Source organism: Ensifer sp. LBL, from assembly GCF_050435225.1.
Classification (GTDB): domain Bacteria; phylum Pseudomonadota; class Alphaproteobacteria; order Rhizobiales; family Rhizobiaceae; genus Ensifer.
Genome location: NZ_JBNDJY010000004.1, coordinates 260,048 through 284,965, shown reverse-complemented (window position 1 = coordinate 284,965; position 24,918 = coordinate 260,048). Strand labels below are relative to the sequence as shown.

Genomic DNA, 24,918 nt, shown 5'->3' with positions numbered 1-24,918 from the left:
GCCGATCGATGACCTATGGCTTTGCCCCGCTGATCCCGTGGATCTACTTCGTCCCGCTGCTCGCAATCGCGGCCCTGTTCATCGCCTATGGCCTCTGGCAGAAGGTGCGCGGCGCCTGGCTGCGCCTGGCCGCACTCGCAGCGCTCGGGCTGGCGATCGCCAACCCCTCCATTTTCGTGGAACTGCGCGATCCGCTCTCGACCATCGTCGCCGTCGTCGTCGACCGCAGCCAGAGCCAGCAGAACGGCGACCGCACCGCGCAAACCGATCGCGCCGTCGAGGGCCTGAAAGAGCGGCTGGCGGCCATACCGCTGATCGAGCCGCGGATCATCGAGGCAAACACCGATCCGGCAGATGTCTCGCCGTCGACCAATCTCTTCTCCGCGCTCGCCTCCTCGCTGTCTGACGTTCCGCCGGCGCGCATCGGCGGCGCGATTTTCGTCACCGACGGCCAGATCCATGACGTTCCCGATGTCGGTCGCACGCTCGGCTTCGACGCGCCCGTGCACGGGCTGATCACCGGCAAGCCCGATGAATTCGACCGGCGTGTGGAACTGATCAACCCGCCGCGTTTCGGCATCGTCGGCGAGGAGCAGAAGCTCTCGTTCCGGGTGGTCGACGATGGCGCTGCCCCCGGCGGCAGCGCCGAAGTCACGATCCGCCTCAACGGCAACGAGATCGCCCGCGAGCGCGCCGAGCCCGGCACCGACGTTCCCTTCGCCTTCAACGTTCCGCGCGGCGGCAACAACGTGCTCGAATTTGCCGTCGATGCTGTTCCGGGCGAAGTGACGACGGCCAACAACCGCGCGGTCCACGTGCTCGACGGCATCCGCGAGAACCTGCGCGTGCTCTTGGTCTCCGGCGAGCCGCATGCCGGCGAGCGCGCCTGGCGCAACCTCTTGAAATCCGACGCGGCCGTCGATCTCGTGCATTTCACCATTCTGCGGCCGCAGGAAAAGCAGGACGGCACGCCGATCAACGAGTTGTCGCTGATCGCCTTCCCGACGCGCGAACTCTTCGTCGACAAGATCAACGAGTTCGACCTGATCATTCTCGACCGCTACCAGCACCGCGGCCTGCTGCCGATCCTCTACTACGACAACATCGCGCAATATGTTGAGAACGGTGGCGCGCTGCTGATCGCGGCCGGCCCCGAACATGCCGGCGACGATTCGATTGCGGCAACACCGCTGGAGGCCGTGCTGCCGGCAGCACCCACGGGCGTGATGAACGAAAAGGCCTTCTTCCCCCGCCTCTCGGAGGAAGGAAAGAAGCATCCGGTGACCCGCGGTCTCGAAGGCTCCGACAGCGAACCGCCGCACTGGGGCCGCTGGTTCCGCACCGTCGACGTCAACCGGCCGCAGGGCCATACGGTCATGGAAGCGGCTGACGGCAAACCGCTGCTGGTGCTCAACCGCGTCGGCAAGGGCCGCGTCGCCATGCTGCTCTCCGACCAGGGTTGGCTCTGGGCGCGCGGCTTCGAAGGCGGCGGCCCGCACGTGTCGCTCTATCGACGCACCGCCCATTGGCTGATGCGAGAGCCTTCGCTCGAAGAAGAGGCGCTGACGGCACGCGCCCGCGGCCGTACGCTGGAAATCACCCGCCAGACGATCGATGGCGATCCGGGTCCGGTGACACTGACCTCGCCGTCCGGCGAGAAGCAGGACGTCAAGCTAACCGAACGCCAGCCGGGCCTCTACTCGGCCGAAGTCGCCACCACCGAAACCGGGCTGTTCGAGATGTCGAACGGTGAGCTCACGGCTCTTGCCCATGTCGGCGACCCCAACGCCCCGGAATTCAAGGCGGCGATCTCGACCGAGGATAAGCTGCGTCCCTGGGCGGAAAAGACCAAGGGCCTCGTGCGGCGCCTTGCCAGTGCCGATGGACCGCTCGACCTGCCCACGGTTCTGCCGGTCAGGGGCTCGGTGCGTGCAGCAGACGACCAGCGGCTCTCGATCCGCATGACCGACGAAACCGTGCTGAAGGGCGTCAATTCCGTGCCGCTGTTTACCGGCTTCCTTGGTCTTGCGGCGCTGCTGCTGCTGATTTCCGCCACCTGGTATCGCGAGGGACGATGAGCGAGCGCACCATGATCGTCAGCGACCTCCGCGAAGCGCCGCATTTCTTCGATGCCGTGGCAGACCGCATCTGGCGCGCCTGGTGGGAGCCCCATGGCTTTCCGCTGGAGCACATCACCGGCCTGCTTCAGGAGAGCCTTGCCGCCGATACCGAGCAGCTGTGTCTGGTGGCCCATGCCGGCGACGATTTCGTCGGCACCGCCTCGGTCATCGCTTCCGATCTTGAGGAGCGGCCGGATCTCACCCCCTGGGTCGCTGCCGTCTGGGTCGATCCACAGTTCCGCGGCGCAGGCGTCGGCGGCGACATCGTGCTGAAGGCAGCGCAGGCGGCGCTCGATACGGGCGCCGAAGCCGTGCATCTCTGCGCCCTCTCGGGCAAGCGCGCCTTCTACGAGCGCCTCGGCTGGCAACTCGACGAGACGGATGTCGGCGAGGACCGTCTGGATGTTTTCAGCATGCGCCGTGTCGAAAGGTAAGGACTGATGTTCGTCGTCACCGACGCCGCACCGCCCGAAGCGATCGAAGCCATCGGCAACGGCCTGACCGCCTTCAACGCCGCCGACATCGGCCCGTCGGAGCGCCGCCCCCTCGCCGTGCTTGTCGGTGGTCCCGAAGCAAAGGGACGACGCGGTGGCTTGAACGGTTACACCGGCTGGGGTTGGCTGTTCGTGCAGTGGCTGTGGCTGCCGGAAGATCTTCGCGGCCAGGGGCTTGCCGGCAAGTTGCTGCAGGCGGCCGAGGACGAAGCGCGCAGTCGCGGCTGCCACAGCGCCTGGATCGACACCTTCAACCCGCAGGCCCTGCGCGCCTACGAACGTCAGGGCTATGAGGCCTTCGGTGAACTGCCGGATTTCCCTGTTGGCCGAACCCGGGTGTTTCTGAAGAAGTCGCTCGTGACGCGATAAGGTCAGCGTCAGCCGGCCAGCGGCAACGCGATCGGCTGCACCTGAACCAGCTTGTCATCCCGCCAGGCAATGACGCCGGAAAGTCCGGCATGCACGCCCTCGGCCATCGGCACGACAAGCACCCGCGCCGGATCGACCGGCCCCGGGAACTCGAGTGCCGCGTAGCGCACCTTCTCGAAACCGAGCGGCTGATAATAGGGCGGATCGCCGACGAGGATCACCGCGTGCGAGCCCTTCCGCCGTGCCGCCTCGACCGCGATGCGCACCAGTTCCCGGCCGATGCCCTGGTTCTTGTGCGACGGCCGGACGGCGAGCGGCCCGAGCAGATGGCCCTTGATCGAGCCTGCCATGACGGGCGTCATCCGGACCGATGCGATCGTCTCGCCGTTGTCGGCGCAGATGAAGGAAAGCGACCGGTCATGCGCCCCCTGCTCGCGAATGCGCGCAGCAGCGCGTGCGAACCGGCCCGGGCCGAAAGCTTCTTCATTGATGATTTCGATGGCTGCGTCGTGGGACGCGTCTTCGGTCAGATAGACGAGATCGTGCTTTTTCATGAGATCGAGAAACCAGGCATGCGAACAGACATAGGGAGGCTTCGCCCGATGAGGGCGTTGGCAGCATCAGCGTCGTCGCAGGTTTCCCGAGAACATCATCTGTGTGGATTCTTCCAGACACGAAAAAAGTTGTGAAATCGCCGATAGCAGAAATTTGCCCTCTGTCAAAGCCTAAAACGCACTGTTCCGATTTCGCTACCTATCGAATGGCGCTGGAAACGTTATCTATTGAGGCAACGATCACGAAGGAGTTTGTCCGATGGGCAGGTTGGTGGATGGCGTCTGGCAGGACGTCTGGTACGACACGGTGGCAACGAACGGTCACTTCAAGCGCAGCGCTTCGCAGTTCCGCAACTGGGTGACGGCGGACGGATCGGCCGGCCCGAGCGGCGACGCCGGCTTCAAGGCCGAGGCCGATCGCTACCATCTCTATGTTTCGCTCGCCTGTCCCTGGGCGCACCGCACGCTGATCTTCCGCAAGCTGAAGAAGCTCGAGGACCTGATCTCGGTTTCGGTGGTCGATCCGCTGATGCTCGCTCAAGGCTGGGAGTTCAAGGACGGCGGCATCGGCAGCGGCGACCATCTCTTCGGTTCGAAGGCGCTGTGGCAGCTCTACACCCGCGCCGACGCCAACTATTCCGGCCGCGTGACCGTGCCCGTCCTCTGGGACAAGAAGCAGAACACGATCGTCTCGAATGAATCCTCCGAGATCATCCGGATGTTCAATTCCGCCTTCGATGGCCTGACCGGCTCGACGCTCGATTTCTACCCGGAAGAGCTGCGCGGCGAGATCGATGCGATGAACACCGACGTCTACAACGACGTCAACAACGGCGTCTACAAGGCCGGCTTTGCCACCACGCAAGCCGCCTACGAGGAAAGTGTGAGCGCACTCTTTGCCCGCCTGGACAAGATTGAAGAGCGCCTCGGCTCGCACCGTTACCTCACCGGCAGCCGTCTCACCGAGGCCGACTGGCGGCTGTTCACGACGCTGGTGCGCTTCGACCCCGTCTATGTCGGCCACTTCAAGTGCAACGTCCGCCGCATCGCCGACTATCCGAACCTGCAAGGGTATCTGCGGGAACTCTATCAGGTGCCGGGCGTGGCCGAGACCGTCGACATGCGCCACATCAAGGAGCACTACTACCGCAGCCACACGACCATCAACCCGACGGGCGTCGTGCCGGTGGGCCCGGTACTCGACCTCACCGCCCCGCACGGCCGTGAGGCGCTGTAAGCCCGCACTGAAACGGACAATCGATCGCTACCAATAGCGGTCGATTGCGGCGTCGCCGGCAAGTTCCGCAAGCCGGCGGCGTGTTGCCGGCGTGGTGTCGTCCGGCAGCGCGTCCAGGGCGAAGAAGCCGCTTTCGGCAATTTCGAGATCGGGCGTTTTCGGCGCGGTCTGGCTGACGCCATCGCAGCGGTAGAAGACGACATGGTCGCGGCGGCTGGTACGCCTGTTGTAATAGACCTGGACGAGCACCGGCGGCGCCGAAACCTCAAGGTTCCCCTCCTCGCGCAACTCCCGCAACAATCCGTCGATCGAGGCTTCGTCGCGGTCGAGGCCCCCGCCCGGCAGGTGCCAGCCCGGCAGGTAGGAGTGGCGGACGAGGAAAACGCGGCCCTCGCCATCGAAACAGGCCGCCCGCACACCCATCGTCATGCCGCGCGCCACAGCGTAGTAGCCATGTGCAAGCCACATCAGGAGCCGAAGATACCAGCGCCGCATCTCCGGTGGCCGATCCTGTTCCAGGCGTTTTTTCCTTCCTCGTCCCGGCCACGCGCGATTCATCGGGCGACCTGATTCCCCTCGGCCGGAATATGCGCTAGACGGGGGCGATGTTCAAACTTGCCCATATCTCCGATGTTCATCTCGGGCCGCTGCCCGAGCTATCCCTCAGGGAACTCGCCTCCAAGCGCATCACTGGTTTCGTCAACTGGCACCGCAACCGCAGCCGCCATCTCTTTACCGGTACGCTCGACACCCTTTTGGCCGACATCGAGAAGAAGGATCCGGACCATCTGGCGATGACGGGCGATCTCGTCAATCTCGCCTCCTCCCTCGAGATCAAGGCGGTCACCGAGTGGCTGGAGGATGCGGGCAAGCCGGAAAACATCTCCGTCGTTCCGGGCAACCACGACGCTTATGTGCCGGGCGCCTACGAGAAGACCACCCGCGCCTGGTATCCCTACATGCGCGGCGACGATGCGCCGGCGCATTGGCATGACCGGCACCATTGCTTTCCCTACATGCGCGTGCGCGGCCCGGTGGCGCTGATCGGCTGCTCGACCGCGGTTGCCACCCCGCCCTTTGCTGCCAGCGGCTATTTCGGCCAGCGCCAGGCGCGCGCCACCGTCAACCTGCTGAGGCAAGCCGGCGAGGCCGGGCTCTTCCGCATCGTCATGATCCACCATCCGCCGATCCGTGGCGCGACCTCGATGCACAAGCGCATGATCGGCATTCGCCGCTTTGCCGCGACGATCTCGTCGGGCGGGGCGGAGCTTGTGATCCATGGCCACACCCACCTCAACACCGTTTATTGGCTGAAGGGCCAGCATGCCCCCGTCCCGGTCGTCGGCATCGCATCCGCCTCGCAAGGACCGGGCGGGCACAAGCCACCGGCTGCCTACAACCTGTTCACGGTCGCCGGTGAAGCGGGAAACTGGCACCTGACGCGCGAGCGCTACGCGCTGAACGACGATGCGACCACGGTGTCGCTCGCCGAAACCACGCGCTTCTAGCCAAACGCCGGCTCCCTCCGCAGAAAATTCATCGCCTGGCGAATAAACTCCGGCCCTGCTGCGTCATACCCCGGTCCGCCGCCGCATGGCAGCGCGCCCGCCTCTGCGCGAATGCAGGACACGCAGTCGTTTGAACCAGCGCGAGGCTTTCGCGGTCATGCGCCAGCAATGGGAGATGGCATGATGAACCACAAGAACCTCGTTTTCGCCCTGTTCGCCGCCGGGGCAACCAGCTTCATGGCGCATGCGGTGATGGCCGCCGGCGAGGATACGAGCGAACCGCCGAAGAAAACCAAGACCACCAGCGAATGCACCGACGGCAAGGTCTGGGACGCCAAGAAGAAAGCCTGCGTCGATGCCAAGAAGAGCGAGCTTGGCGACGACATCCTGTTCCAGGCTGCCCGCGAACTCGCCTATGCCGGCCAGTATGAGAATTCGATCAGGGTGCTCGGGGCCGTCAAGGACCAGCAGAGCGCCCGGGTGCTCAACTATCTCGGCTATGCCAACCGCAAGGCCGGGCGCATGGAACTCGGCATGCAGTACTACAAGCGCGCGCTGCAGGCCGACGAGAACTACATCCTCGCCCGCTCCTACATGGGCCAGGCGCTGATCGAACAGGGCCGCGTCGAGGAAGCGCGGGTGCAACTGGTCGAGATCCGCGACCGCGGCGGCGAAAACACCTGGGCATACCGCGCCCTGCTTCAGTCGCTGGGTGGCGTCCGTCAGTACTGACCGGGCGATAAACTGGACGGGCGGCGCCAGGCGCCGCCTCGATCCGACGTGCCACGGACATGCGCCGGGACGTCAGGTTTTCTTCGACCCGCTTGCCGTCGCCCCGCCCTTCTTGGGCTCGGTTCCCTTGGCTGTACTTCCCTGCGCCGCACTTCCCGGCGTCGTGCCTGCCGGGGCACCGCTTCCCGTCGTGCCGTCGGCAATCGACTTTGCCTCGTTCTTCTTCTCCGACCATTCCGGCGGCAGGCCGAGCGCGCCGCCGGCGATACCGCCAAGGCCGGATCCCTTGCCGAACACGGCGCAATCCGGATCGGTCGGTTTACCGGTGACCGCATAGGCGACGCTGTTCTTGACGTTCTTCATCGACGGCAGCTCGAAATCGGACTTCATCGGGTCGCCCGATTTTTCGAGCAGCGCGCTGAAGTCGCTCGAGAAATCGCCTGCAAGCTCGAAGGCGTCTGCCGCCGTCGAGGCGCGGGAGCCGTTGGTGAGGATGTTGGCGCCACGCGCCCATGCAAGGCCGGCGATCTGCTTGCCCTGCGGGTCGAAGGCCTCCGCCTCGACCGCGAGGCTTCCAAGGCCGATCGGAATGCGCGGAACCGGGATCGGAGAAACGGCCGAGGTGACGGTCGATACGCCGGCGACGACGGCATTTGTCGATTTGACCTTGCTGATCACGGAGCGTACCGCCATGTCGGCGGGCTTGGAGATCGGCACGACGTCAAACTGTGCGCTCAAAGCTTCGCAAAGCGACCGGTCGATCGCGGTTGCCACCAGCTTCTTTTGCGGATCCCCGAGCTTGTCGAGATCCGCAGTGGCGGCAAAGGTCGTCGGGATCACATGCACCGTCTTGACGTTCTTGGTGGCGGCGGAATCAACCCGGTACTTCGTCTTGGTCACCATCCCGTCGCTGGCAACGAAATCCTTGTAGGAGGATAGCGACCCCGTTTCCATGACCTGGGCGCTCTGGCAGGCGGCAAGCCCCGCAAACAGCGGCACCAGCGCAGCCGTGCGAATGACGGCCGTACCTCGCCGAATGCGGCGTCCGCCACAATGTCTCCCGACAAACCTGACAATACTCATGCCATTGCGATGCTGTGCGTTCATTGGCGTGTCCCCGACATCGACCTGCAGTTGTGCATGAGGTCCAGTCAGATTCGGGCCGAACTTTGACGCGATCTCCGGCCGTCGTTGCAGTTAACGGTAACGAAGCGCGTGATTAACGGGCGCGGGCAAGCGAAAGCTTTTTGGGAAAAGGCGCCATGAAGCAGCAGAATTTGCTTTCCGTTCCGGGACTTCCCTTGCAGACTAAGGAGCAAATGTTTCATATCATCCGCTCGTGCTCAGCACGGCGAATAAATGCATGATCCGGCACGTTTCATTGGAAGAGAAATGCGTCCAGCGGCAGAAACGAAGGACTTCAGACGCGACTTGGTCAGCCTGCTGCCCAAATTGCGCCGTTTCGCGATGACGCTGACGCGCAATGCCAATGACGCCGACGACCTCGTCCAGGAAGCCTGCGAGCGCGCGATCACCCGCAGCCACCTCTGGAACGGAGAGGGCCGGCTGGAAAGCTGGGTCTACGCGATGACGCGCAATCTCTGGGTCGACGAAATCCGCAAGCGCAAGGTGCGCACCGGCAGCGGCACCGTCGATGCGCTCGGACATGACGAGCTCAGCATCGAGCCGTCGGCCGAAAAAGCCGTCTACGCCAATCAGTTGCAGAAGATGATCCTGTCGATGCCCGAGGGGCTGGCGAGCGTGTTCCTGCTGGTCAATGTCGAAGGCCACAGCTATCGCGAGACCGCCGATATCCTGGGCATTCCGATCGGCACCGTCATGAGCAGACTGTCGACCGCGCGCCTCAGGCTCGCGGCGATGATCTCAGAGAATACCGAAAGGAGGGCCTGACCGTTGCAACAGACAAGGGGTCAAGCGCTCGAAGTGCGCCTTTCCGCCTATATCGACGGCGAGATCGGCGAAGCTGAACGAACCGAACTCGACGCGATTCTTGCCCGTGACGAGGACGCCAAGGCATTGTTCGAGAGGCTGAAGGCCGGCAGCAGCTTTGGCGATACCGCCTTCGAGGATTTCCTGCACGATCCCGTGCCGCTCGCTCTCGTCCGGCAAATCAAGCAGGGTCCCGGGAGCAATCCGAAGACCGAGCGGATTGCCGCAACGACGACCACTGTCCGGCACGCGCGGGTCTGGCCACGCATGGTTGCCGCATCCGTAGCCCTGTTGCTGCTCGGCGCCGGCGCCGGCTTCATCGTCGGAACGGCAAACACCGGCAGCGAGCCGGCCAAGCTCGCCGCAGCCCGTGGCTGGCTCGACGACATCGCCGACTATCACCGCATCTATTCGCGGCAGAAGGAGCATCTGGTCGAGGTCCCGGCGACTGAAGCGCCGAAGATCGAGACCTGGCTTGCCTCTAGCGTCGGCGTTCCCTTCAAGATCCCGCAGCTTTCCGGCAAGGGCCTGACCTTCGAGGGTGCCCGGCTGCTCGTGGCCAACGGCAAGCCCGTGGCACAGCTCGTCTACCGCAGCGCCGAAGGCGAGATCTTCGCGATCTGTTTCCTCAAGAGCACCACCGGCCCGCAGGCGGACCAGTTCGACGAAAGCATCCGCGACGATCTCGGCATGGTCTCCTGGCAGCGAGGCGGCGCCTCGTTCGTGCTCGTCGGCCCGTCTTCCCATGTCGGCATGCAGGACATCGCCGAAGCCGCCGCCGCGACGATCTGAGATCGGCGGCAGTCCCCTGCCCCTATAACGACCCTACCCCCGAAACGAAAAGGCCGCGCCAGGTTTCCCCGACGCGGCCGCATTTCGTCACGGTGAAGCGTATCAGCCGCGCTGCATCTCGAGCACGCGGTTCGCCGCCGAAACAATGGCTTCAAGGGAAGCGGCAACGATGTTGGTGTTGATGCCGGCGCCGAACAGCTTGCCGCCGGGATGCTCCATCTCGACATAGGCGATCGCCGCCGCGTTCGAGCCGTGCTGCAGCGAATGCTCCGAATAGTCGGCGACCGAGAGGTCGATGCCGAGATAGATCGACAGCGCGTTGATGAAGCCGTCGATCGGGCCGGTGCCCTTGCCCTCGATGCGCTTCACCTCGCCATTGTCGGTGATCTCGGCGGCAACCACACGCACGCCCTTGTGCTCGCCCACCGGATAGGTGTGGTGGTCGACGAACTTGATGCGCGCGCCCGGCTGCTCGACGTAACGCTCGATGAAGCGCTCGTAGATCTTCTTCGAGGGAAGCTCCTTGCCCTCTTCGTCGGTGATGCGCTGGATGTCCTCGCGGAACTCGACCTGCAGATTGCGCGGCAGGTTGATACCGTAATCTTCCTGCAGGATGTAGGCGATACCGCCCTTGCCCGACTGCGAATTGATGCGGATGATCGCCTCATAGGAGCGGCCGACATCGCGCGGGTCGATCGGCAGATACGGCACTTCCCAGAGCGGCTTGTTGGCGGTCTTGATCGCCTTCATGCCCTTGTTGATCGCGTCCTGATGCGAGCCGGAGAAGGCCGTGTAGACCAGTTCGCCGACGTAGGGATGACGCTCGGGAATGACCATCTGGTTGGAGTATTCGTAGACTTCCTTGATCCGCTCGATGTCGGAGCAGTCGAGCTGCGGGTCGACGCCCTGCGTGAACATGTTCAGTGCCAGCGTCACGACATCGACGTTGCCGGTGCGCTCGCCATTGCCGAACAGCGTGCCTTCGACACGGTCCGCACCTGCCATCAGGCCCAATTCGGTGGCGGCAATACCGGTGCCGCGGTCGTTGTGCGGGTGCAGCGAAATGATCAGGCTCTCGCGGTTGTCGAGGTTGCGACACATCCATTCGATCTGGTCGGCATAGATGTTCGGCGTCGCCATCTCGACGGTCGAGGGCAGGTTCAGGATCAGCTTGTTGTCCGGCGTCGGCTTGACGATCTCGGTGACCGCGTTGCAGATCTCCAAGGCCACTTCGAGCTCGGTACCGGTAAAGCTCTCCGGCGAATATTCGAAGCGGTAGCCGCCGCCGGCCTTGGCCGCCATGTCGGTGATCATCTTGGCGGCATCGGTCGCGATCTGCTTGATGCCGCGCACATCCTTGGCAAACACCACGCGGCGCTGCAACTCACTGGTGGAATTGTAGAAATGCACGATCGGCTGGTGCGCGCCTTCCAAGGCCTCGAAGGTGCGGGTGATCAGCTCCGGCCGGCACTGGACCAGCACCTGCAGCGACACGTCCTTGGCGACATTGCCTTCCTCGATGCACCAGCGGGCAAAATCGAAGTCGGTCTGCGAGGCCGAGGGGAAGCCGATCTCGATTTCCTTGAAGCCCATGTCGAGCAGCAGCTGGAACATGCGGGCCTTGCGGTCGTGGCCCATCGGGTCGACCAGCGACTGGTTGCCGTCGCGCAGGTCGACCGAGCACCAGATCGGCGCCTTGGTGATCGTCTTCGACGGCCAGGTGCGGTCGGTGAGCGCAATCTGCGGATAGGCCTGGTACTTCACCGCCGCTTCCGGCATGCCAATCTTAACGGGATGGGATTTCTGGATCATTGCAGCTTCTCTTCATCACTGGACGTCCTGGCCGCCTTGCCATAGCCGATCAGGGATCGGATTGCGATGGCTAATGCCGCGCCGAACGCGCCTTTATTCTAGAACACTTGATGGGGTCGAGGAGCATCCGCCGGCGTGGCTTTTCGGCCGCCGGGCGCTCCTCAGCGAACCCGGCAACCGCGAGTAAGGCCGAGAAGAAGAAGCGAGGCGAAGGCGCGCGACGGCGCACGATTGGTATCGTGTCCGGCGGGGATCGAGGCGATCCGATATGCGTCAGCCTTGGTCATGACCAAAGCCTATACACGGCTTGCCGGAGCGGAGCAAGCCGCGCGATGACGAGGATCAGCGCAAAAGAAAAGGGCACCGGCGAACTGCCGATGCCCTCCAAAACCTTGGCTTGCGTGCGAAGTCAGATGTCCGCAGCGGACGAGATGATCCGCGAAACGAGACCGTAGGACTTCGCTTCCTCGGCAGAAAGCCAGTAGTCGCGGTCCGTGTCCTTGGCGATCTTCTCGACCGGCTGGCCGGTTGCGTCAGCGAAGATCTTGTTCAGGCGATCGTTCATCTTGATGATTTCGCGCGCCTGGATCTCGATGTCCGAAGCCATGCCGCGGGTGCCGCCCGACGGTTGGTGAAGCAGGAAGCGGGTGTTCGGCAGGCAAATGCGGCGCTCCTTGGGGGCGCCGACAAAGATCAGCGCGCCGGCGGAAGCGACCCAGCCGGTACCGATGGTCCAGACCTTCGGCTTCACGAACTTGATCATGTCGTGGATGCTGTCACCCGACTCGACATGGCCGCCCGGCGAATTGACGAAGATGCGGATGTCTTCGTCGCTGGCGGCGGCAAGCGCCACGAGTTGCGAGCAGACCTTCTGCGCCAGTTCCTGATTGATCGACCCGTAGATGAAAATCGAACGCGACTTGAAAAGGTTCGCCTCCGTTTCCTTGCCGAGCGGCAATTCGGTCTTCTTGTCGTCCTCGTCGTCGTTCATCATCCGTTTTTCTCCGGCGTCTCATGAAGTCTTCAGTCAAAGTCAGATAATGCGACTCGACCCCGAAGACAATGCAACAAACCGAAGCGGCGACAAAGCGGCAAGGTCGACTACGCTTATGGTAAAAACACCTACCGCCAAATGCCGTATAGACAGGCCCGCAACGCCCAATAAGATCGTCAGCGTCAAACACTCAAGAGTGGGGCCGACCTCCCAGGCCCCGCCGATCCATGGGGACACGCATGAACAGACGCATCCTGATCGCCGCTGCGGCGCTGATCGCCTCCGCCGCACCCGCATTCGCCCATCTCAATCCGGCAGAGCACGGCTCGTTTGCCGCCGGCTTCTCGCATCCGCTGTTCGGGATCGACCATATCCTCGTCATGATCGCCGTCGGCCTCTGGGCCGCCCAGATCGGTGGGCGGGCGCTGTGGATCGTGCCGACGGCCTTTGTCTCGATGATGGCGGTGGGCTTCGCGCTGGCGGTTGCCGGTGTCGGCCTGCCCTTCGTCGAGCCGGCGATCCTCGCCTCTGTCATCGCACTCGGCCTCCTCGTCGCCATGGCGGTGCGGCTCGACACGGCAGCGTCGGCTGCGATCGTCGGCGTCTTCGCGCTGTTCCACGGCCATGCCCATGGCGGCGAACTCGGCAGCGCCGGTGCACTTGCCTTCTCGGTCGGCTTCATCCTTGCCACCGCAGCACTTCATGTGGCCGGCATCGGCCTCGGCATCGCCCTTCAGCGCCTCTCCGGCAGCGGGCTGCTGGCGCGGATCCTCGGCGGTGTGACGGCTCTGGCCGGCGCAGCCCTCATCTTCAGCTGAGATCAAACACGCGTGCAGCACGGACGAATTATCTTTTTGAACGGCACATCGAGTGCCGGAAAATCCACGCTGGCAAAGGCGCTCCGGGAAACCCTCCCGGAGCCCTTCTGCTATTACGCGTCTGATCAGCTTGCAGACGCCGGATTTCGCGTCCTCAAACGCGGCATGCATCATCGCATGCGCGGCGAACGCAATCGGTTCTTCGACGGGTTTCATCGGTCGATCGCGGCCTTTGCCGAGGCCGGAAACGATCTGATCGTCGAGCACATCGTCGAGGAGAAGAGCTGGGCCGAGGACCTGAGGACGCGAACCGCGCATCTCGACGTCTTCTGGGTCGGCGTGCACGCGCCGATCGAGGACCTCGAACGGCGCGAGCGCGAGCGTGGCGACCGCACCATCGGCGAAGCCCGCTTTCACCTGAAGACGCATGATTACTGCGCCTACGACCTCGACGTGAACACGCGCGACCCGACCGATCAGGTCGCTGCGCGCATCGTCGACGCCTGGCTCAAACGCCAGTCATTCACGGCGTAGCGCCGAACTTGGTCCTTAGCCGCGACCACGATAGGTCGGCACGCCCTGGTCGGGCAGCCACAGGCCCTCCGGCGGCTTGCCGGTCTGCCAGAAGACATCGATCGGGATGCCGCCTCGGGGATACCAATAGGCGCCGATCCGCAGCCAGCGCGGCGAAAGCAGCGTGACCAGCCGGCTGGCGATCTCGATGGTGCAATCCTCGTGAAAAGCGCCGTGGTTGCGGAAGGAATGTAGGAACAGCTTCAGCGACTTCGATTCCACCAGCCATTCGTCGGGCACATAGTCGATGACGATATGGGCGAAATCCGGCTGGCCGGTCATCGGGCAGAGCGATGTGAATTCCGGCGCGGTGAACCGTACCAGATAGTCCTTGCCCTTGTTACCGCTCGGCACCTTCTCCAGCGCTGCCTCGTCAGGGTTTTGCGGCAGGTCGACCTTCGCGCCCAACTGCGAAAGGCCGGATACGTCTGTCTTGCTCATTTTCGTATACTCCGTCGGTGCATCTGCGCGTGTCCGCTCGCCATGGCTCATACGCTGGCCACGCTCAGTTTCGGCCCTTAAATCAGAACCGCCTCAAGAAGGAAACCTTGTCACGGTTGAAGCGCCTCCGACCTTTCATCAATGGCGCCCGACCGTGGTCTTGACGCGCACGCCGTGCGCCTTCTCGCCTTCGGGCTCCACATGGATCGCAATTTTTGCACCCGGATGCACCAACCGGATGGCATCCTCGATACGGTCGCAGATGTCATGCGCCTCGCCGACCGGCATCAACTCCGGCACGACCATGTGGAAGTCCACGAAAATCGCCGGTCCGGCCTGGCGGGTCTTGAGATCGTGCACACCCAGCGAGCCGGCGGCGTTGGCGGCGATCGCCTGCTTGATCGCCTCCTCCTCCTCGGCCGGCACAGCCCGGTCCATCAGACCGTCGATCGAGCGCGAGATCACCATCCAGCCCTGATAGAGGATGTTGCAGGCGACGATGACGGCAAGCAAGGGATCGAGGATCGCATAGCCGGTGGCAATCGCGAGAACGAGACCGATGAGAACGCCGATCGAGGTGACGACATCCGACAGGATGTGGTGGCCGTCGGCGCTCAGCGCCGGCGAGCGGTGCTTGCGACCGGCGGTGATCAGCACATAGGCCCAGATGGCGTTGATAACGCCGGCCACGAAGTTGATCGCAAGTCCAAGTGCCGGGGCTTCCATCAACACCGGCGCCATCATTGCCGGCACCGCCTCCCAGACAATGAGCAATGCCGCAACGACGATCAGGACGCCTTCGATGACGGCCGAGAAATACTCCGCCTTGTGGTGACCGAAGGGGTGGCCGGCATCGGCCGGCTTGGAGGCGTAGCCGATCATCAGATAGGCGATGACCGCCGCGATCACGTTGACGGTCGACTCCAGCCCGTCGGAGAGAAGCGCGATCGAGCCTGTCAGCCACCAGGCAAGCAGCTTCAGGCCGAGCACAGCGAGCGAGAGCGGTATGCCCCAGAAAGCAAGGCGGAGCACGGTGCGGTTTTCGGTTCCAGATGTCATTGTCATTCCTCGTGCAGATGCAAACGAGTTGCAAACGCAAGCCCATTCAAACGCAAAACCGCCCGCGCGAATTTTCGCGCAGGCGGTCGATGGACAAGCATATGCTGGATTAAGCGGCGCTTGTCAAAGATTGGATCGGCCGGCTCCTGTTTCTCCGCAGGCAATCGCGTCGAAAGGCAGCGCGCCGGCTTCGATCTCCGCGTCGCCGAGAGCCCTGTCGCCTCGGCCGATGAAGAAGAATACGACGGCCGCCGTTGCGACGGTGATGCCGGTCAAAACCAGAAGCAGGACGCTGAATGCATCGCCATAGGCCTGCAGCAGCGCGGCAGGCGATGTCTCCGGTGCAAGCCGCGTCGCCGCCGCAAGATTGCCGGTGACGATGCGCTGCGCCATGGGAGCGGCATTGGCACCGGCCTCCGGCGCGAGGTTCCAGGCCGTGAGCGCGGAAAGGAGGGCGGTCACGATCGCAAGCGCAATGCCCTCCCCGGCGACGCGCGTCGTGCTGAAGATCCCTGTCGCCATGCCGGCGCGCTCCTTCGGCACGACGCTGACGGCAAGTCCATCCATCAGGCCCCAGGGCAGGCTGATGCCAAGGCCGATCAGCAGCAGCGGTGCAAGCAGCGCGGCCGGCCCGGCCCCCGCCGGAAACAGGCTGAGCCAGAAGAGCCCGGCCGCCGAGAGCAGCAAGCCCACGCCGCAAATGACCGCCGGCGTGAACCAGCGTGTCAAAAGCCCGGCTACGATCGGCAGGATCAAAAGCGGCGCGGACATGGCGATCATCATCCGTCCGCCTTCAACGGCGTTCATGCCTTCAATACCGATGAAGCGCACCGGAAGCAGGATGAGCAGCACCACGAAGCCATAGGCAGGGGCTGCCGCCAGCAACTGCACGCCGATGAAACGCGGATAGCGAAAAAGCGTCAGATCCAGCATCGGCCGCGCGACAGAACGCTCGATCCGCCAGAAGGCCAGAAAGAGGAGCGCCGATGCCGCAAGCATCGTGATCACCAGCGGATGGCTCCAGCCGCTTTCCGGGCCCTGCAGGATGCCTGACGTGAGCGTTGTGAGCGCCGCGGTGAAGCTTGCCGCTCCCTTCCAGTCGAGCCCGGCGGCATCCGGATCGCGCGTCTCCCGCAGGAAGATCCCGCCGAGCGCCAGGGACAGGCTGGCGAGAACGACCACAAGACCGAAGATCGCCGGCCAGCCGAAGGCCTCGACCATCAGGCCCGACGCGATCGGCCCGAAGGCAAGGCCGACACCGAAGCTGGCGCCGACCAGGCTGAAAGCGCGGAGCCTCTCGCTCCCGTCGAAATCCTGCGCAAGGGAAGCCATGCCGCCGGAAAAAGCGGCGGCTGCCCCTATGCCCTGAAGGGCGCGCAGAATATCGAACCAAAGGATATTGCGAGCAAAGGCGAGCCCGACCGAAAAAAGCAGGAAGGCCGCAAGACCGCTGAGGAAAACACGCTTGCGGCCGAAGCTGTCGGCAAGTGCGCCTGCCGTCATCAGCGAGCTGCCGAAGGTCAGCATGAACGCGTTGGTGACCCAGTTGAGGGCAACCGGATCGGCACCGAGGCTGCGGCTGATCGACGGCAGCGCCACCGCCGGTCCGGTAAAGGTGAGCGGCATCGCCGCGGCGGCGCAACAGACCGCAAGGAGCACGAGACGGCGCCCGCGTGATTCTCGAATTTCGGTTCTCATTCCCCGTTCCATCCGTTCGAGCAAAGGGGATACCCGCGCAGGCCCGCCGGACCTCCGTTTTGATGTCGGCAGTTGCCGGGTATCGATTGACGGATGCAGGATAGTTTCGACATAATCGGATGAAAACCACACCCTCATGCCACTTATACCGGAATAAAGCGCTCGAATGGAGAAGCAATGGATCGCCTGAGTGGCTTGACCGCCTTCGTCCGCACCGCCGATCTCGGCAGCTTCGTCGCCGCCGGGCGCGTGCTTGGCCTGTCCGCTTCAGCGGTCGGCAAGGCCGTCACCAATCTCGAACGAGAGCTCGGCGTCCGCCTGCTGCAGCGCTCGACCAGAAGCATAAGATTGACCGAGGAAGGCCGGCTCTTTCATGAGCGCTGCCGCCGCATCCTCGACGATCTCGACGACGCTGAGGCATCGTTGGCCGAAGCGGTGGCCGTGCCGCGCGGACGGCTGCGCGTCAGCGTGCCGATCGTCAGCTACCATCTATTGCTGCCGGTCCTGCCGGACTTCGTGCGGCGCTACCCCGAGGTCGAACTCGATCTCGACTTCAACGACCGCATCGTCGATCTGATCGACGAGGAAGTGGATGTCGCCATTCGCAGCGGCGTGCTGCCGGATTCCCGGCTGATGACCCGGGCGCTCAGGCCCTTCCAGCTTCTGCTTTGCGCGGCACCCGCCTATCTCGACCGACACGGCACGCCCGAATGCCCGCGCGATCTCGATGGCCACCACGCGATCCGCTTCCGTTTTCCCAACAGCCGCAAGCTGCAGGAATGGCCGATCGCCATGCCGCCGGGCGGACCCGAACCGCAGATCAGGACCATCCTCAACTGCAACAACATGGAGGCGTTGAGCGGTGCCGTCCTCAGCGGACTCGGCATCGGCTGCCTGCCCGATTTTCTCGCGCGCCAGCCGCTGAGCGACGGCCGGCTGCGCACCGTGCTCGACGCCTACCTCGACGCTCCCGGGCAGTTCCACCTGCTCTGGCCGTCAAACCGGCATCTCTCGCCGAAGGTCCGCGTCTTCGTCGATTTCCTGAGCGAACGTCTGTTTGCCGATCGCTGCGAGCGCATGCCGGCCACACAGACGGCGCCGTAGGTCAGGAAAGGGCAGCGTCGAGCATCGCGCGGTTGCGCAAAATCCACGCGACGCTGCGGGCCTGCCAGGCGATGCCCCAAACGCGTGGCACGTGTTCGCTTTCCGGGCGGATATCGAGTTCGAAGGCCTCGTTGGCCGCGCTCTCGGCGGCAAAGACGATGATCCGATCCGCAAGGCGGCGGCGCTCGCCCGCATCAAGGCCGTAGCCGTCGGCAAAGAGACGCACCTGCCGCATCCTTGAGGCAGCATCGGCGAGGCCGTTCATCTCGGCAACGCCGTCGTCATAAAGCTGGGCATTGTTCCAGGCGACCATCGCAAGCTCGGTCAGGCGATCGACGGGCCCGGCCGCCTCCCAGTCGATGAACGCGGCCGGAAGACCGTCGCGCGAAACGATGTTCCACGGGGCCGCATCGCAATGGCCGACGATATCGGCAGTGCCGACCGTGCGCCCGAACCAAGGGCGCCAGTTCGCCTGCGCCGGAACCTGAAAGGATGCGGCGGCGTCATGCATCTTCCGCGTCAGCCGCCCGAGCGCGAAGATCGCCGCGTCCGACCAGGGTGCGGGATTGAGGATGTCGCCCTCGACATAGGTCAGCATTTCGCGGCCACGATCATCGAAGCCGGAGCCGACGACGCGCGGCGCGCCATCGAAGCCGACGGCCGCGAAGTGCCGCAGAAGCGCGTGCACGGAAGGCGCCCACGGCCCGGTTTCCCGAAGCACGACCGAGCCCCTGCGGCTGACGGCCGTGCGGCCGCCTCCGCTCAAGGGCGTATCGTCTGCCATGCCGTCCTTTCCCGTCATGGGACCTCCAGCAAACGCCCGCGCGACCGGAAGCAGCGCCGACGCACCGCTTCCGTGGTCTGGGATATCAGGCGGCCTTGACCTTGGCGCGCTTGGCGAGATGCGCCACGACGTTTTCGATCATCCGCATGCCGGCGTCGCCGCCGAGCGTCATGATCGATTCCGGATGGAACTGTACGGCAGCCACCGGCTCCTTGGTGTGCTCGATGCCCATGATCGTACCGTCTTCGCTCTCGGCGGTGATCATGAAGTCGGCAGGCAGGCTGGCCGGATCGGCAAAGATCGAATGGTAGCGACCAACGGTCACTTCCTTGCCGAGACCGGAAAAGACGATGCCGGGCTCCAGCACCCGGATGCGCGACGGCTTGCCGTGCATCGGGATCGCCAGTTGGCGCAGATCGCCGCCATAGGCTTCGGCCAGCGCCTGCAGCCCCAGGCAGACGCCGAAGATCGGCAGGTCGCGCGCCCGCGCCTTCTTGATCGTCGCCTTGCAATCGAAATCCTTGGGATTGCCCGGTCCGGGCGAAAGCACGACCAGATCCGGCTTCACCCGATCGAAGATCTCTTCGGCCACCGGCGTGCGCACCGTCGTGACCATCGCCCCCGTCTGGCGGAAGTAGTTGGCGAGCGTGTGGACGAAGCTGTCCTCGTGATCCACCAGCAGGATATTGACGCCGGCGCCGACGGCGGCAACGTCGCGACCGGCCTTGCCGGCATTGGCGGATCTCGCATCGCGAATGGCAGCGATCATGGCGGAGGCCTTCAGTTCGGTTTCGGCTTCTTCTTCTTCCGGGTTTGAATCATAGAGCAGCGTCGCCCCTGCCCTGACCTCGGCGATACCATCCTTGATGCGGATCGTGCGCAGCGTCAGGCCCGTGTTCATGTCGCCGTTGAAGCCGACCATGCCGATGGCGCCACCATACCATGCGCGCGGGCTCTTCTCATGGCTCTCGATGAAGCGCATGGCCCAGAGCTTCGGCGCGCCGGTGACGGTCACTGCCCAGGCGTGGCTGAGGAAGCCGTCGAAGGCGTCCATGTCGTCGCGCAGGCGTCCCTCGATGTGGTCCACCGTGTGGATCAGGCGCGAATACATCTCGATCTGGCGGCGGCCGATGACCTTGACGGAACCCGGCACGCAGACACGGCTCTTGTCGTTGCGGTCGACGTCCGAGCACATGGTGAGTTCGGACTCGTCCTTCTTGGAGTTCAAGAGCTTCAGGATCTGTTCGCTGTCAGCGATCGGATCGTCGCCGCGTTTGATCGTGCCGGAGATCGGGCAGGTCTCGATGCGGCGGCCCGAAACGCGCACGAACATTTCCGGCGAAGCGCCGACGAGATATTCCTGGTTGCCGAGATTGATGAAGAAGGAATAGGGCGACGGATTGATCGCCTTCAAGCGGTTGGAAATCTCCGACGGCTTGCTCTCGCAGCGCTCGAAGAATTTCTGGCCGGGCACGACTTCGAACAGGTCGCCGCGGCGGAAGCTCTCCTTCGCCTTGACGACGAGTTCGGCATATTCGCCGGGGTGATGATCGCCATGCGGCGGGATGGTATCGACGGTCTTGAAGGGCTCGCTGGCGATCTCTTCCGCCTTGCCCTCGGTCGTCTTGCCGTCCTTGGCGAAATCGTAGCGGTCGATCCAGGCCTTCGCCGCATAGTGGTCGACGACAAGGATCTCGTCCGGCAGGAACAGCACCATGTCGCGCTGGTCGTCGGGACGCTTGAGCTTCAGGTCGATCGCATCGAACTGGAAGGCAAGGTCGTAGCCGAAGGCGCCATAGAGCCCGAGGCTCGCATCCTCGGCCGAATGGAAGAGGTTGGTGACGGCGCGCAGCACGCTGAACACCGTCGGCATCTTCGAGCGCTCTTCTTCGGTGAAGACGCGATCCGGTGCGTTGATCGTCAGATCCAGGCGACGGCTGGTCGAAGCACCGAGCGTGATGTCGGCGACGGTCTTCAGGTGCTCAGCGATGATCGCAAGCAGCACTTCGCCGCGGCCGTTATAGGCCTCGATCCAGAGCGAACGACCGAAGGAGGAAATGCCGAGCGGCGGATCGACGACGGCCGTGTCCCACCGGGTGTAACGGCCGGGATATTCGTAGTTGGAGGAGAACACTGCGCCGCGGCGTTCGTCGAGCTTGTCCACATAGCTCGCGATCGCCTGGCCATAGGACGCCTCCCGCCGGCGGCGCGTCACCGTGATGCCGCCCTTGGTGGTATAGCTCTCCGAGCCGTCCTCGAGAATTACCGTTGCCATTCGCCTCGCTCCGTAAAAGCCCGGTCCTTGAGCGGCCTGGATACAAAAAAGCCGCCTCGAAATCTCCGGGCGGCTTCATCTCTCAATCACGCATGACTGGTCAAGGCCGCTTCAGCGAGCCCACCACCAGATCGAAATGTTGCGTGCGTTTTCCATGGGCGAAAGTGTTAGCTTGGGTTGCCGCCATGCGCAAGCGGGAAAGCGGCGCGCATCGTCACGGTTGCGTCAAAAAAAGAGGCGGCTCCGAAGAGCCGCCTGACTGGAATTGATCTGACCCTATCAGAACTTCGCCTTAGCCGTCACCAGGAACGTGCGGCCGCGGCCGGTATCGATCGTGCTGCCGGCGATCGTGCTCGACGACGGCGTGTAGGTCTTGTCGAACAGGTTCGTGACCTGCGCCGTGACTTCGAAGCCGTTTTCGAACTTGTAGTTGGCGAAAAGGTCCACCAGACCGTAGCCAGGCACGTTCGGCGGCGTGCGATTGATTTCGCCGACATAGGCGTTCGAAACGGCATAGAGACGCGTACCGACCGAAAGGCGCTGGTCCTCGAGGAAACGGGCGCCGAGCGTTGCGCTGATGATGTTTTCAGGCAGGTAGCTCTGGACGCCGAAGCCGTTGACCTGGCTCGGCAGCTTGCTGTCGGTGTAGGTATAGGCAAGGTCACCGAAGACGTAGCCGGCATCGTAGGCCGCCTGTAGTTCGAAGCCCTGGACGGTCGACGTGCCCGGGGTGTTGGCGAAGAAGATCTGGCGACCACCGTTGAGCAGGACGGCGGTGATGTAGTTGTCGATGCGGTTATGGAAGTAGTTGGCCTTCACCCGCAGGCTGTCGCTCGAGTCGAGCAGGCCGTCGAAGGCGAAGTTCGCACCGATTTCCCAGCCCTTGGACGTTTCCGGCTCGAGGAACGGATTGGGGAAGAACGACTGGCCCGAAGGACCCGGATGGGTGCCGCCGGCAAAGGTCTCGTTGACCGTCGGCGAACGCGAGGTTTCCGCGTAGGTCACGTAGGGCTGGAACCAGTCCGTCGGATTGAGCGCGACCGTGACGCTCGGGTTGAGGCGGCCATCGGACTTGTCGACCGTGTAGGGCCCGGCCGGAAGGCCGATCGGGTTGCCGGCAACGACGGCGCCGGAGCCATCGAGGCTGAAGTGATCCCACCTGAGGCCAGCCGTCAGATCCAACATGCCATAGGTGAAAGTCGTGTTGCTGAAGACGCCGGTGGTGGCATTGGTGCCGCTACCGTTGACGCCTGCGCCCGGCCGGGCCGTGCTGTTGATGACATCGTAATCGTCGCGGAAGTACTCGACGCCGTAGTTCGCCTTCACGGCAACGTCGCCAAGATCGAACAGCGAGGTGTTCGAGATGTCAAAGCCCTTGCCGGTGTCAGTGATGCGACGACCGGCCGCCGTGCCGCCGCCGCGAATGTCGGTGTCGTACTTCATCTTCAGCCGGTTCCAATAGGCATTGGCACGGAAGTCGATGAGTTCGTTGTCCGGCGTGTAGGCGTAGCTGGCCGAAACCGTCTGGTTCTTCACGTTCTGGAAATAGGAGTTCGCGAAGAAGTCGTTGTCGTAGGTGACGCCGGTAAGCTTGAACGTGTGGTCCTTGTCCGGCGTCACTTCAAACTTCAAGAGGCCCGAGAGAAGATCCTCCTCGGTGAAGGGAACCTCGACGCCGTTGCCGTTGTCGTAGTTGCCGGGATCGGCCTTGCTGATACCGCCAAGCACCGAGAAGACATCGTTGAAACGATAGGCGCCGATCAGCGACTCCGACCATCCGGCGCCGTTCGTGCCATAGGTTGCCGATGCGATACCGCCATAGTTCTTGCCGTCCTGGATCAGGTCCTCGACGTCATAGGTCTTGAAATTGACGGAACCGGCGAGCGCGCCACCGCCGACCCCGGTGACGGCGCCGCGCGTCACGTCAATTTCGGACAGGAACGCCGGATCGAAATAGGCAAAGCCCTGGGCTTCGTGACCGGTGAACCGGAAGTTCTGACGAACGCCGTCGATCATCATGTTGACGCGGCCGGACCCTTCAAAGCCACGAATGTTGACAGCAACACCCGGGTTCTGTGGATTGTTCGCCGTCGACGTTCCCGGAACGCCGCGCAGAAGGTCGTCAGTTTCCTGGCCCGACTGCAGATCGATCTGGTCCGAGGTGACGACGCTAACCGGGCCGGCCTTGGCATAAGGATCGCTCGTGCGCGAGCCCTTCGCCACGATCGGAGAGAGGTAGGTTTCGCCGGCCTTGGTCTCCTCGGCCTTTTTCTCTTCCGGCTTGGCCTGGGTTGTCGCGCTCTGCGCGAATGCGAGGGTTGCCGCGGAAAGTGCAAATGTTGTCGTGCAAGCCAAGAGAGCCAGGCGACGATGCCGGGTGAGCATGGACCAATCCTTTGATTTTCGGAGGCCGGGCTTGCTGTTGAGCGGCGAACTCAAGGGGCTGGCTGGGCGGTAGATTCTAGAGCGGCGCGACATGTCGTCGCCTCATTTATGCCGCATAAAAAACATGAGTGTTCTTGTCAACATACAAAGCCCCTCCCCACAATTTATGGGGTCGTGCCAATTCGAGGCGTTGCTAAAGTGCAACGCTTTTGCCGAAGGCCGGATGAAACCAGATCCGGTTCCGTGCGTTCCTTTCCTTCCAGGCCCCGCTGCGGGGGCACGAGAAAGGAACCGGATGCGTCGCTCTTTTCCCTTGATCCTGCTGTCACTCCTGATCCTCACCGGCGCCAGCCTGCCGAAATCCGGACCGATCCCGCTAAAAAAGCCGCCAAGCGAGGCGGGAGAAAAAGAGGCTGCTCCAACACCCGAAGAGAAACCGGCGACGCCCACGGTCGGTGGCAAGGCCGATCCGTCAAAGGTGCCGCCGGCCACCGACAAACAGGCTGTGCCGGAGCCGAAGCCGAAGGACGGCAGTGATGGCGCGGCTGGGGATCAAAAGCCAGGCACGGACGGAAAGGGCCAGCCCGCCGACGAGAAGAAAGAAGAAAAACCCGCGCCGATCGTCTATCCGCCGGTAGAGGCGGAGAATGCCGCCGACTATGCAAAATGCGTCGCCGATCTGAAAGCAATCGGCGCGACCTTCGGCGAAGCCAAGCGCATCGACGACGGCAAGGGCTGCGGCATCGACAAGCCGCTGGAGGTCACCAGCATTCTGCCCGACGTCACGCTCGCACCCAAAGGGCTGATGCGCTGCGAAACCGCGCTGGCGCTGGCGCGCTGGACCAAGGAGACCGCCCAGCCGGCCGCAGAAGTCGCCTTCGACAAAACCATCAAGATCAAGGCGCTGAACCAGGCATCGACCTATATCTGCCGCCTGCGCAACAATGCGACAACGGGCAAGATCTCCGAGCATGCGCACGGCAACGCCGTCGACATCGCCTCCTTCACATTGAGCAACGGCACGACGATCGCCATCCAGCCGCGCGACGAGGACGGCACCATGGACGGCGCGTTCCAGCGCGCGGTCACCGCGTCCGCCTGCCTCTACTTCAAGACCGTGCTCGACCCCGGCAGCGACGCCGCCCACGAGACGCACCTGCATCTCGACGTCATCGAACGCCGCAACGACTACCGCTACTGCCGCTAGGAATGAGCCTCC

General features: G+C 63.6%; 24 protein-coding genes. 12 read left to right on the top strand and 12 right to left on the bottom strand.

Features of this window, described 5'->3' with window-relative positions; all coding sequences use genetic code 11:
- Positions 1–8: 8 nt before the first annotated feature.
- Genes OKW20_RS17205 through OKW20_RS17195 form a run of 3 tightly spaced genes read left to right on the top strand, consistent with a single transcriptional unit; the run spans position 9 to position 2,983 of the window.
- The gene (locus OKW20_RS17205; protein ID WP_429173786.1) at positions 9–2,078 is read left to right on the top strand and encodes a hypothetical protein; all 2,070 of its coding nucleotides are present in this window, start codon (positions 9–11) and stop codon (positions 2,076–2,078) included.
- Positions 2,075–2,554, top strand: a complete 480-nt coding sequence (locus OKW20_RS17200) for a GNAT family N-acetyltransferase (protein ID WP_043621028.1) — start codon at positions 2,075–2,077, stop codon at positions 2,552–2,554. Before OKW20_RS17205 ends, OKW20_RS17200 begins: the two co-directional genes overlap by 4 nt.
- Before the next feature lie 6 nt (positions 2,555–2,560).
- A complete protein-coding gene (locus OKW20_RS17195; protein WP_043621031.1) occupies positions 2,561–2,983 on the top strand; it encodes a GNAT family N-acetyltransferase in 423 nt (140 codons plus the stop codon).
- 8 nt (positions 2,984–2,991) lie between these two features.
- Here OKW20_RS17195 and OKW20_RS17190 read toward each other — a convergent pair whose 3' ends face one another.
- The gene (locus OKW20_RS17190; protein ID WP_043621035.1) at positions 2,992–3,537 is read right to left on the bottom strand and encodes a GNAT family N-acetyltransferase; all 546 of its coding nucleotides are present in this window, start codon (positions 3,535–3,537) and stop codon (positions 2,992–2,994) included.
- Positions 3,538–3,796: 259 nt separating this feature from the next.
- Here OKW20_RS17190 and OKW20_RS17185 point away from each other — a divergent pair, with 259 nt between their 5' ends.
- Complete coding sequence (locus tag OKW20_RS17185) at positions 3,797–4,774, top strand: glutathione S-transferase family protein (RefSeq protein WP_429173784.1); 978 nt, start codon at positions 3,797–3,799, stop codon at positions 4,772–4,774.
- A gap of 27 nt (positions 4,775–4,801) precedes the next feature.
- Here the strand turns inward: OKW20_RS17185 and OKW20_RS17180 are convergent, their stop codons facing one another.
- Positions 4,802–5,269 (bottom strand): NUDIX domain-containing protein, encoded by a 468-nt coding sequence (locus tag OKW20_RS17180; RefSeq protein ID WP_043621040.1) that lies wholly within the window; start codon positions 5,267–5,269, stop codon positions 4,802–4,804.
- A 110-nt stretch (positions 5,270–5,379) separates the two neighbouring features.
- Between OKW20_RS17180 and OKW20_RS17175 the strand changes: the two genes are divergently transcribed.
- Together OKW20_RS17175 and OKW20_RS17170 are read left to right on the top strand one after the other, a co-directional pair.
- The gene (locus tag OKW20_RS17175; RefSeq protein ID WP_043621043.1) at positions 5,380–6,282 is read left to right on the top strand and encodes a metallophosphoesterase family protein; all 903 of its coding nucleotides are present in this window, start codon (positions 5,380–5,382) and stop codon (positions 6,280–6,282) included.
- A 183-nt stretch (positions 6,283–6,465) separates the two neighbouring features.
- Complete coding sequence (locus OKW20_RS17170) at positions 6,466–7,014, top strand: tetratricopeptide repeat protein (RefSeq protein WP_402319868.1); 549 nt, start codon at positions 6,466–6,468, stop codon at positions 7,012–7,014.
- 72 nt (positions 7,015–7,086) lie between these two features.
- Here the strand turns inward: OKW20_RS17170 and OKW20_RS17165 are convergent, their stop codons facing one another.
- Positions 7,087–8,121: a DUF3313 domain-containing protein gene (locus OKW20_RS17165; protein WP_429173782.1), complete on the bottom strand. Its 1,035-nt coding sequence runs from the start codon at positions 8,119–8,121 to the stop codon at positions 7,087–7,089.
- Positions 8,122–8,406: 285 nt separating this feature from the next.
- Here OKW20_RS17165 and OKW20_RS17160 point away from each other — a divergent pair, with 285 nt between their 5' ends.
- Positions 8,407–8,925, top strand: a complete 519-nt coding sequence (locus OKW20_RS17160) for an RNA polymerase sigma factor (protein ID WP_034788854.1) — start codon at positions 8,407–8,409, stop codon at positions 8,923–8,925.
- Positions 8,926–8,928: 3 nt separating this feature from the next.
- Positions 8,929–9,756 carry an anti-sigma factor family protein gene (locus OKW20_RS17155; protein WP_429173780.1) on the top strand — a complete coding sequence of 276 codons (828 nt, stop codon included), beginning with the start codon at positions 8,929–8,931 and terminating at the stop codon, positions 9,754–9,756.
- Between the two features lie 102 nt (positions 9,757–9,858).
- On the opposite strand, the gene leuA is transcribed toward OKW20_RS17155, so the two are convergent.
- A complete protein-coding gene (gene leuA / locus OKW20_RS17150; RefSeq protein WP_043621053.1) occupies positions 9,859–11,568 on the bottom strand; it encodes a 2-isopropylmalate synthase in 1,710 nt (569 codons plus the stop codon).
- 409 nt (positions 11,569–11,977) lie between these two features.
- Positions 11,978–12,562, bottom strand: coding sequence for an ATP-dependent Clp protease proteolytic subunit (locus tag OKW20_RS17145; RefSeq protein WP_034788862.1), 585 nt, complete (start codon positions 12,560–12,562; stop codon positions 11,978–11,980).
- A 239-nt stretch (positions 12,563–12,801) separates the two neighbouring features.
- Here OKW20_RS17145 and OKW20_RS17140 point away from each other — a divergent pair, with 239 nt between their 5' ends.
- Positions 12,802–13,380 carry a HupE/UreJ family protein gene (locus OKW20_RS17140; RefSeq protein WP_429173778.1) on the top strand — a complete coding sequence of 193 codons (579 nt, stop codon included), beginning with the start codon at positions 12,802–12,804 and terminating at the stop codon, positions 13,378–13,380.
- 12 nt (positions 13,381–13,392) lie between these two features.
- Complete coding sequence (locus OKW20_RS17135; RefSeq protein WP_429173776.1) at positions 13,393–13,914, top strand: chloramphenicol phosphotransferase CPT family protein; 522 nt, start codon at positions 13,393–13,395, stop codon at positions 13,912–13,914.
- 15 nt (positions 13,915–13,929) lie between these two features.
- Here the strand turns inward: OKW20_RS17135 and queF are convergent, their stop codons facing one another.
- From queF to OKW20_RS17120, 3 genes are all read right to left on the bottom strand, one after another.
- Complete coding sequence (gene queF / locus OKW20_RS17130; protein ID WP_429173774.1) at positions 13,930–14,394, bottom strand: preQ(1) synthase; 465 nt, start codon at positions 14,392–14,394, stop codon at positions 13,930–13,932.
- A gap of 138 nt (positions 14,395–14,532) precedes the next feature.
- Positions 14,533–15,459 carry a cation diffusion facilitator family transporter gene (locus OKW20_RS17125; RefSeq protein WP_429116018.1) on the bottom strand — a complete coding sequence of 309 codons (927 nt, stop codon included), beginning with the start codon at positions 15,457–15,459 and terminating at the stop codon, positions 14,533–14,535.
- Between the two features lie 117 nt (positions 15,460–15,576).
- Positions 15,577–17,151, bottom strand: coding sequence for an MFS transporter (locus OKW20_RS17120; protein ID WP_429173772.1), 1,575 nt, complete (start codon positions 17,149–17,151; stop codon positions 15,577–15,579).
- Positions 17,152–17,328: 177 nt separating this feature from the next.
- On the opposite strand from OKW20_RS17120, the gene OKW20_RS17115 reads away from it, so the two are divergent.
- Positions 17,329–18,255 (top strand): LysR substrate-binding domain-containing protein, encoded by a 927-nt coding sequence (locus tag OKW20_RS17115; RefSeq protein WP_429173770.1) that lies wholly within the window; start codon positions 17,329–17,331, stop codon positions 18,253–18,255.
- 1 nt (position 18,256) lies between these two features.
- Here OKW20_RS17115 and OKW20_RS17110 read toward each other — a convergent pair whose 3' ends face one another.
- From OKW20_RS17110 to OKW20_RS17095, 4 genes are all read right to left on the bottom strand, one after another.
- Complete coding sequence (locus tag OKW20_RS17110) at positions 18,257–19,057, bottom strand: phosphotransferase (protein ID WP_429173768.1); 801 nt, start codon at positions 19,055–19,057, stop codon at positions 18,257–18,259.
- 67 nt (positions 19,058–19,124) lie between these two features.
- Positions 19,125–21,314, bottom strand: coding sequence for an anthranilate synthase (locus OKW20_RS17105; protein WP_429173767.1), 2,190 nt, complete (start codon positions 21,312–21,314; stop codon positions 19,125–19,127).
- Between the two features lie 111 nt (positions 21,315–21,425).
- Positions 21,426–21,470 (bottom strand): trpE operon leader peptide TrpLE, encoded by a 45-nt coding sequence (gene trpLE, locus OKW20_RS17100; RefSeq protein ID WP_178385070.1) that lies wholly within the window; start codon positions 21,468–21,470, stop codon positions 21,426–21,428.
- A gap of 123 nt (positions 21,471–21,593) precedes the next feature.
- On the bottom strand, positions 21,594–23,699 hold the full coding sequence (locus OKW20_RS17095) for a TonB-dependent receptor domain-containing protein (RefSeq protein WP_043621067.1): 2,106 nt from the start codon (positions 23,697–23,699) through the stop codon (positions 21,594–21,596).
- A gap of 295 nt (positions 23,700–23,994) precedes the next feature.
- On the opposite strand from OKW20_RS17095, the gene OKW20_RS17090 reads away from it, so the two are divergent.
- Complete coding sequence (locus OKW20_RS17090) at positions 23,995–24,906, top strand: extensin family protein (protein WP_429174510.1); 912 nt, start codon at positions 23,995–23,997, stop codon at positions 24,904–24,906.
- The last annotated feature ends 12 nt before the right edge of the window (positions 24,907–24,918 follow it).